The sequence below is a fragment of the Streptomyces albidochromogenes genome, assembly GCF_005981925.1.
In the GTDB taxonomy this organism is placed as follows: Bacteria; Actinomycetota; Actinomycetes; order Streptomycetales; family Streptomycetaceae; genus Streptomyces; species Streptomyces albidochromogenes.
In genome coordinates this window covers 1-7,076 of sequence record NZ_VBVX01000321.1, presented here as the reverse complement: position 1 = coordinate 7,076, position 7,076 = coordinate 1, and the positions used below count along the sequence as shown (strand labels likewise).

The window sequence follows — 7,076 nt, the reverse complement described above, 5'->3', positions numbered from 1 at the left end:
GGGCTACGGGCTGGGGCTGCAGATCGTGCAGGCCGGGCAGCGCACGCTGGTGGGGCACTCGGGTTCGTTGCCGGGTTTCGTCGCCGGCCTGTGGGTCGGTGTGGAGGACGGGCTGGCCGCCGTGGTGCTCACGAACGCCACTTCGGGGCTTTCCGCTCCGGCGGTGGCTGCCGATCTGATCGGCATCGTGGCGGAGGCCGAGCCGCGTATCCCGGAGCCCTGGCGTCCGTTGCCCGAGGTGGACCAGGAGCTGCTGGGGCTGACGGGGCCGTGGTTCTGGGGTACGGCGGCGTACGCCCTGTCGCTCACCGCCGACCGGGGGCTGGAGCTGCAGCCGCTGCGGGGCACCGGCAGGGGTGCGCGCTTCGCGGCCCGGCCGGACGGCACGTGGACCGGGCTGGACGGCTACTACCTGGGGGAGACGTTGCGGGTGGTGCGCCGGGCGGACGGCTCGGTGAGCCACTTGGATCTGGGGTCGTTCGTCTTCACCCGTGAGCCGTACGAGCCCGGGGACGTGGTTCCCGGCGGCGTGGACGAGGGCGGCTGGCGCGGGCTCTGATGTTTCACGTGGAACCGTGCTCGGGCGCCGGGTACCGGGTACCGGGTACCGGTAGAGTGCGAGCGGGCCCGAAGCCGCACGTTCTGGATGCGACTTCGGGCCCGACCTGTGGGGCGGTCCCCGCGGTGCGCCGTTACGGGACGCCGTTGAGGACCTGCAGGGTGGCTCCGTTGTTCCACGCCTCCAGCAGGCCGCGGTGGACAGCCGTCACATCGTGCCGCGTGGCCAGCAGCAGGGCATCGCGGGTGAACGGGCAGGTGGCGACGAGTAACGCGATGTCCGCGTTGTACTCGAGTCTGGCCATGCCGATGAACTGCTGGACGTCACCGCTGGCGATGGTCGACCCGGGGTTGCGGGACTTGCACTGCACGACGATGCGCCGGCCGTCGGGGGTGTAGGCGACGATGTCCGCGCCGGTGTCGCCGTGGCCTCCGGTGACCGTGACGCGGTCGCAGCCGTCGCGTCGGCAGAGCCACGCGATGTGCTGTTCGAACTGGCGGGGGTTCATGGCGTCGAGTGCGCCCATGGAGCCGGCCGCCTCGCGTTCGCGCAGTACGCGGCGGAGGTGGGTCACTTCGTCTTCCAGGGCCTGGATGCGGCTTCGGTGTTCGCCGTCGTTCTGGACGGCGGCGTTGAGCAGGGGGACGACGGTGCGGCCGACAGTGGTGCGGCAGACGTCTTCCGCGATCTCGGTGATCTGCCGGTCGGTGCGCGTGACCATGCGCTGGTCGAGGATCTCGCCGATGTGCTCGTCGAGCAGCGAGGCGAGCCTGTGGACAAAGTTGTCCACAGGCCGCGGGCGCTGGTTCTCCTCGACGTCGAGCAGGTGAGTACGCACCTGACGTGCGACGATGCTGTCGCGCAGGAGCATGGCGACGTTGAGGACGGTCCTTCGGGTGAAGAGCCCGACCTGGCTCGTGTAGCGGTCCACGGAGGCTCGTGCCTTGAAGGCATGGACCTCCTCGCGGGTGGCGAGACGGTAGCCGTTCGCTTCGAGTTCCTCGCGATGGTCCTGGACCAGGCTGCGAATGGCTGTCTCGAGCACATCGAAGTAGGTGGCGACCATCTGTGTCGTCACATGTGTCCCGTCCGGGAGCAGGGTCAGTGCTTTGACCTTGTCGAGTGCTTCCGTGCGTTGCGCGACGCTGTCGCGCAGGGCCCTGGATTCCAGCAGGGCTGCTTCGTCGGCCATCCGGCTCGTCTCCTCCTGGGCCTGTGCGGCCCGTTCGAGCGGGGGACGGCATTCGGACATACGGCCGCCCCCTCTTGCGGGGGCAACGAGCCAAAACGGATAAAGAAACGGTTTTCAGATACTCATCTTGAAGCCGACATGGGTGGCCTCGAAGCCGAGTCGCTCGTAGAAGCGGTGGGCGTCGGTGCGTGTGGCGTCGGAGGTGAGCTGGACCAACTGGCAGTTCTGGCGGCGGGATGCGTCGATCGCCCACTCGATCAGGCGGCTGCCGAGGCCGCTGCCGCGTTCGTCGGCGTGGATGCGTACGCCTTCGATGATCGAGCGGGTGGAGCCGCGGCGGGACAGGCCGGGGATCACGGTGAGCTGGAGGGTGCCGACGACCCGGTTCTCGCGTACGGCGACGACGAGGTGCTGGTTCGGGTCGTCGGTGAGGCGGGCGAGGGCGGCGGTGTACGGGGTGAGGTCGTCGGGGGATTCGCGCTGGGCGCCGAGGGGGTCGTCGGCCAGCATCGCGACGATCGCCGGGAGGTCGGCGGCGGTGGCGGGGCGTATCTGAAGATCGTTCATGGGGCGCAGGGTACGCGGGCCGGCCTGCGCGGTTACGCGGGGACGCGCAGCTCTTCCACGGCGCGGACCAGGGGGGCGAGTTCGGTGTTCTTGGCGGCTTTGTCGAGGGCTTCACGCAGGGCCGCGTCGTTGGTGGGCCGTGCCTCGGCGAGCAGGGCCTGGCCGGCGTCGGTGACGTCGGTGTAGATGCCGCGCCGGTCGGTCTCGCAGAGGTAGCGGGTCAGCAGTCCGCGGTCTTCGAGGCGGGTGACGAGGCGGGTGGTGGCGCTCTGGCTCAGTACGACGGCGTCGGCGACCTGCTGCATGCGCAGGTGGCCGCCGGGGCCGCTGTGCTGACGGCTGAGGACGTCGAGAAGTGAGTACTCGCGCACGCTGAGGCCGTGCCGGCTCTGGAGGGCCTTCTCGATGTGGGCGTCGATCTTCCCGTGCAGCAGGGAGAGGGCACACCAGCTCTGGGAGAGGGCGGTCAGTGCCGGGTCTGTCGCTGTCATGAGTCTCTCCTTGTCGGGAGCGGGTGGACGCCCGGGGGCCAGGATAGACGACTGCCGCAATAGCCCGCGCTTGCAATTAACCCGCGTCTGCAATTAATGTCGACGCTTGTAAGGCGCATGCGCAGTCTATTTGGAAGGTCTGGCCATGCCACTCGCACTCCTCGCCCTCGCCATCGGGGCGTTCGGGATCGGCACCACAGAGTTCGTGATCATGGGCCTGCTGCCCGAGGTCGCCACCGACTTCGGTGTCTCGATCCCCACCGCCGGCTACCTGGTCAGCGGTTACGCGCTCGGAGTCGTCCTGGGCGCTCCGCTCATGTCGGTCCTCGGCACCCGGATCTCCCGCAAGCGCATGCTGATGCTGCTGATGGGGCTGTTCATCGCGGGCAACCTGCTCTCGGCACTCGCCCCGTCGTTCGGCGTGATGCTGGGCGGCCGCGTGGTCGCCTCCCTCGCCCACGGCGCGTTCTTCGGCATCGGCTCGATCGTCGCCGCCGACCTGGTCGCCCCGGAGAAGAGGGCCGGAGCCATCGCGATGATGTTCACCGGCCTGACCGTCGCCAATGTCGTCGGCGTACCGCTCGGCACGTTCGTGGGCCAGAGCTACGGCTGGCGGATCACGTTCGCCGCGGTGGCGGTGCTCGGTGTGCTCGGCCTCCTGGGCGTCGCGCGGCTCGTACCCGAGACGCCCAAGCCGCAGGGCGTAAGGCTGCGCCACGAGCTGGCGGCCTTCCGCAATGTGCAGGTGCTGCTCGCCATGGCGATGACCGTGCTGGGCTTCGGCGGTGTCTTCGCCGCCATCACCTACCTCGCGCCGATGATGACGGGCGTCGCCGGCTACTCCGCCGGGGCCGTCACGTGGCTGCTGGTCCTGTTCGGCCTCGGCATGGTCGGCGGCAACCTGATCGGCGGCAGGTTCGCGGACCGTGCGCTGATGCCGCTGCTGTACGTGTCCCTGGGCGCCCTCGCGGTGGTCCTGGCGCTGTTCACGCTCACCGCGCACCACCGGATCGCGGCGGCCGTGACCATCGTGTTGATCGGCGGGCTGGGCTTCGCCACTGTTCCGCCGCTGCAAAAGCGCGTCCTCGACCAGGCCGCGGGCGCCCCCACTCTCGCCTCCGCCGTCAACATCGGCGCCTTCAATCTCGGCAACGCGCTCGCCGCCTGGCTCGGCGGCCTCGTCATCGCGGCCGGGCTCGGCTACACCGCCCCCAACTGGGTCGGGGCCGTGCTCGCCGCCTCCGCTCTCGGCCTGGCGTTCCTCTCCGGCGCCCTGGAGCGCCGTACGGACGCCCGCGGCCGGGTGGTCACGGGCTCTGTTCCCGAGCCGGCCGCCGTCCACGCCGTACGCCACTGAATTCCCGCGGCGCCCGCTGCCTCAACCCCCCACAACAAGGAGTCACCCATGAGCACCACCGCGACCGCCGTGGTCCCGCTGACCATCCAGGACGCCGAAGCGCTGGTCGACGCGGCCCGCCGAGCCGCCCAGGAGGCCGGAGTCACCGTCGCCGTCACCGTTGTCGACGCGGGAGGGCACCTGCTCGCCTTCCGGCGCGACGACCGGGCCGTCCTGATCGCGGGCGAGACCAGCACCCGCAAGGCGTACACCGCGCTCCAGCTGGACTCCGCCACGGCCGACCTGGTCGACGCCGTGCAGCCCGGCGGGCTGTTCCACACGCTGCCGACCGCGCTGGACCGCCCGCTGCTGTTCATCGCGGGCGGCGTACCGGTCCACCGTGACGGGCGGCTGATCGGGGCGGTCGGTGTGGGCGGCGGAGCGCCCGGCCAGGACCACGGGTTCGCGACCGCCGCCGTCGAAGCCCTCGGCCGGTAGCCGGCCGGACGGCCGGGCCCGCTGTCGTCGCCGCTGGGCGCGACGGCGGGCCCGTCGCCCGTCGGGCCCGCCGTCGCGCTGTGCCGCCCGTCAGCCGGCCGCGACGGTCAGCGGGGCGAAGCGGCGCGTCCAGTCCCCGGGCAGGCCGGGGACCCCGTACGTCATCACGTCATTGAAGGCGACCGGCTCCAGGCCGCACGCCTTCACCCACTCCAGCAGTTCCTCGTGGCGTACGTCGATGTCGGTGCGCAGCGGGCGGTCCGTACCGGCGGCCAGGGAGGCGATCAGGGCCTTGGCCGTCGGGGTGTCCCTGGCGATCAGCGGGCCCACGACATGGGTCCGCATGTTGGGCCACGCGGCCGCGTAACCGGTGATGCCGCCTTCGTCCTCCGCCACGCGGATCTGGTCGGCGAAAGCCGGCAGCCGGGTGAGGACGTGGGTGCGGTCCTGGCCGAAGACCTCGGTGTCCAGCCGCAGGATCGCGGGCAGGTCGTCGGCGATGGCGGGGCGGGTCGGCACGGTGGTGGCGGAACCGGAGGGGCGGAAGTGGCCGAGGACCATCTCGGCCCTGCCGGTCACGGCGAAGCCGAGTTCCTCGTAGAGAGGGCGGCCGTTGGGGGTGGCGTGCAGCGTGAGGGGGGTGTCGCCGGCCTCGGCGATGACGTGGCGCATCAGACGTCGGCCGATGCCCTGCCGCGCGTGGCGTTCGGCGACGAGGACCATGCCGATGGCGGCGAGCGCGGGGCCGCGTGTGTGCTCGGGGCCGTACGCGTTCTCGGGTCCGTACGAGGTGAGGACGCTCGCGGCGGCCAGTCCCTTGCCCTGTGGCGCGTCGATGCCGTAGCCGGTGCCGGCCGCCAGGAGCAGGCCCCACTTGTGCTCCTCCCGTGGCCACCCCCTGTCTTCCGAAAGGTCGGCGCAGGCGGTGAGGTCGGCCGGTGTGAGGCGGCGTACGGGCAGATCGGCGTGCGGAATCGGCATTGGATCAGGCTGGCCGACGTACGGATGGCCCGTCCACCGTTTTACGTGAAGAGGAGGAGACGGCTCGTAGACGTCTGGCGGCGGGTGCGCCCCCGGTGGTTTCACGTGAAACACAATGCCCGCCGGTGGGCGGTCCCGGCGTCCGGCGGGGGGAGTGACCGGGCGTACTAGCCTCGGCGTCCATGACGCGACTGCATCTCTTCGATCTCGACGGAACGCTGATGCGAGGCTCTGCGGCGGCGGTGGAGATCTCCCGTCAGCTGGGGGTGAGCGCCGAGATCGCCGAGCTGGAGCAGGACTTCCTGCTGCGGGGCATGGCGCCCGACGAGTTCGCCGTACGGGCGAGGGAGCTGTGGGGCGAACTCACCGAGGATCACGTGGCGGCGGCGTTCGCGGGTGCGCCGTGGCTGTCGGGCATCAGGGAAGTCTGGGCGGACATCCGCTCGCGCGGAGAGTACTGCGCCGTCATCTCCCTTTCTCCGGACTTCTTCGTGCAGCGGTTGCTGGCGTGGGGCGCGCATGCCGCGCATGGTTCGCGCTGGCCGGCGGTGCCGTTCCTGGAGCCGGTGGAGCGGGCGGGGATCTTGAACGCGTCCGCGAAAGTGAAGATCGCGGACCGGCTGTGTGAAGAATTCGGTCTGATCAGGAGTGACTGCGTGGCTTACGGGGATTCGATGTCGGACGCGGAGATCTTCGCGGCGGTGCCGCTTTCCGTGGCCGTCAACGCAGATCACCATGTGTCGGACCTTGCCGTGCTTGCTTATCGGGGTGGTGATTTGCGGGAGCCGTACGAACTGGTGCAGTCCCGCCGGTAATTCCGGATTGGTCGCAGAGCGGGCGCGGGCCGCCGCGTGCGCCAGGTCGCGAGAAGGGGCTTGTGCGGGGCGCTACCGCCGGTAGGGTCGACTCCGGTTTGCTCCCGGTTCCTTGCGGCGCAAGGCATGGGGATAAAGCAGCCTAACCAGAAAACGGGTTCGGATGCCCGGACTTCCGGGTCTTTGTCCGATGCGGGAGTGGTGACTGGCAGGCTGCGACGACGGGAACTGCGGGCAATGTCACACTCCTGTCCGCCTCACCCCAATTGGGGGTAGTGGCGTGCTTAGTGTGAGCTGTCGACGGACCTGAGGACGGACCACGCACACAGCACACAGACCTGAAGCAGAGCGGGGAAATTGCGAGCACGTTCCGGTCCCGGAAGTGCAGAGACCGACCGAAAGCTGTTCGAGGCGAGGCACATCAATGGACGCTCCGACCACCACGTCGGCCGACAACGGCACTTCCGACGACAGCGGCGGCGGCTGGTTCAAGCCGCGCAGAAAGCCGGATGCGGGACCTCAGCAGCCGCCGGGCGCGGACCAGGGCCAGGACCGGATACCCGGCCCGGACGGCGCCCGTCCCAGCCGCCCGGTCTCCGCGATACGCCCGGTGGGCACCGGCGCCTCACGTCCCCAG

At 70.3% G+C, this 7,076-nt stretch carries 8 protein-coding genes and 1 pseudogene; 5 read left to right on the top strand and 4 right to left on the bottom strand.

What is annotated here, in order from left to right; translation table 11 throughout:
- A partial coding sequence (locus E2E34_RS28750) for a DUF7586 domain-containing protein (protein WP_167518409.1) occupies window positions 1-559 on the top strand: 559 nt, incomplete at its 5' end.
- Between the two features lie 133 nt (window positions 560-692).
- Here E2E34_RS28750 and E2E34_RS28745 read toward each other — a convergent pair.
- The 3 genes from E2E34_RS28745 to E2E34_RS28735 are packed head-to-tail and all read right to left on the bottom strand — an operon-like array spanning window position 693 to window position 2,809.
- Window positions 693-1,811, bottom strand: coding sequence for a restriction endonuclease (locus E2E34_RS28745; protein ID WP_244316210.1), 1,119 nt, complete (start codon window positions 1,809-1,811; stop codon window positions 693-695).
- 54 nt (window positions 1,812-1,865) lie between these two features.
- Window positions 1,866-2,318, bottom strand: a complete 453-nt coding sequence (locus E2E34_RS28740) for a GNAT family N-acetyltransferase (protein ID WP_138904806.1) — start codon at window positions 2,316-2,318, stop codon at window positions 1,866-1,868.
- Window positions 2,319-2,350: 32 nt separating this feature from the next.
- Window positions 2,351-2,809: a MarR family winged helix-turn-helix transcriptional regulator gene (locus E2E34_RS28735; protein WP_138904805.1), complete on the bottom strand. Its 459-nt coding sequence runs from the start codon at window positions 2,807-2,809 to the stop codon at window positions 2,351-2,353.
- A gap of 145 nt (window positions 2,810-2,954) precedes the next feature.
- Here E2E34_RS28735 and E2E34_RS28730 point away from each other — a divergent pair, with 145 nt between their 5' ends.
- Both E2E34_RS28730 and E2E34_RS28725 read left to right on the top strand, forming a co-directional pair.
- Entirely contained in the window at window positions 2,955-4,166 is a 1,212-nt protein-coding gene (locus E2E34_RS28730) for an MFS transporter (protein WP_138904804.1), read from the top strand.
- A 48-nt stretch (window positions 4,167-4,214) separates the two neighbouring features.
- Window positions 4,215-4,643, top strand: coding sequence for a GlcG/HbpS family heme-binding protein (locus E2E34_RS28725; RefSeq protein WP_138904803.1), 429 nt, complete (start codon window positions 4,215-4,217; stop codon window positions 4,641-4,643).
- Between the two features lie 90 nt (window positions 4,644-4,733).
- Here the strand turns inward: E2E34_RS28725 and E2E34_RS28720 are convergent, their stop codons facing one another.
- Window positions 4,734-5,624, bottom strand: coding sequence for a GNAT family N-acetyltransferase (locus E2E34_RS28720; RefSeq protein WP_138904802.1), 891 nt, complete (start codon window positions 5,622-5,624; stop codon window positions 4,734-4,736).
- Between the two features lie 182 nt (window positions 5,625-5,806).
- On the opposite strand from E2E34_RS28720, the gene E2E34_RS28715 reads away from it, so the two are divergent.
- Together E2E34_RS28715 and E2E34_RS35985 are read left to right on the top strand one after the other, a co-directional pair.
- Window positions 5,807-6,439 carry an HAD family hydrolase gene (locus tag E2E34_RS28715; protein WP_138904801.1) on the top strand — a complete coding sequence of 211 codons (633 nt, stop codon included), beginning with the start codon at window positions 5,807-5,809 and terminating at the stop codon, window positions 6,437-6,439.
- Between the two features lie 424 nt (window positions 6,440-6,863).
- Window positions 6,864-7,076, top strand: a pseudogene (locus tag E2E34_RS35985) (globin domain-containing protein); the annotation flags it as partial.

Bases quoted from the DNA above. Each gene is read 5' to 3' on its own strand.
- E2E34_RS28745 (WP_244316210.1), bottom strand. From the start codon at position 1,811: ATGTCCGAATGCCGTCCCCCGCTCGAACGGGCCGCACAGGCCCAGGAG.
- E2E34_RS28740 (WP_138904806.1), bottom strand. From the start codon at position 2,318: ATGAACGATCTTCAGATACGCCCCGCCACCGCCGCCGACCTCCCGGCG.
- E2E34_RS28735 (WP_138904805.1), bottom strand. From the start codon at position 2,809: ATGACAGCGACAGACCCGGCACTGACCGCCCTCTCCCAGAGCTGGTGT.
- E2E34_RS28730 (WP_138904804.1), top strand. From the start codon at position 2,955: ATGCCACTCGCACTCCTCGCCCTCGCCATCGGGGCGTTCGGGATCGGC.
- E2E34_RS28725 (WP_138904803.1), top strand. From the start codon at position 4,215: ATGAGCACCACCGCGACCGCCGTGGTCCCGCTGACCATCCAGGACGCC.
- E2E34_RS28720 (WP_138904802.1), bottom strand. From the start codon at position 5,624: ATGCCGATTCCGCACGCCGATCTGCCCGTACGCCGCCTCACACCGGCC.
- E2E34_RS28715 (WP_138904801.1), top strand. From the start codon at position 5,807: ATGACGCGACTGCATCTCTTCGATCTCGACGGAACGCTGATGCGAGGC.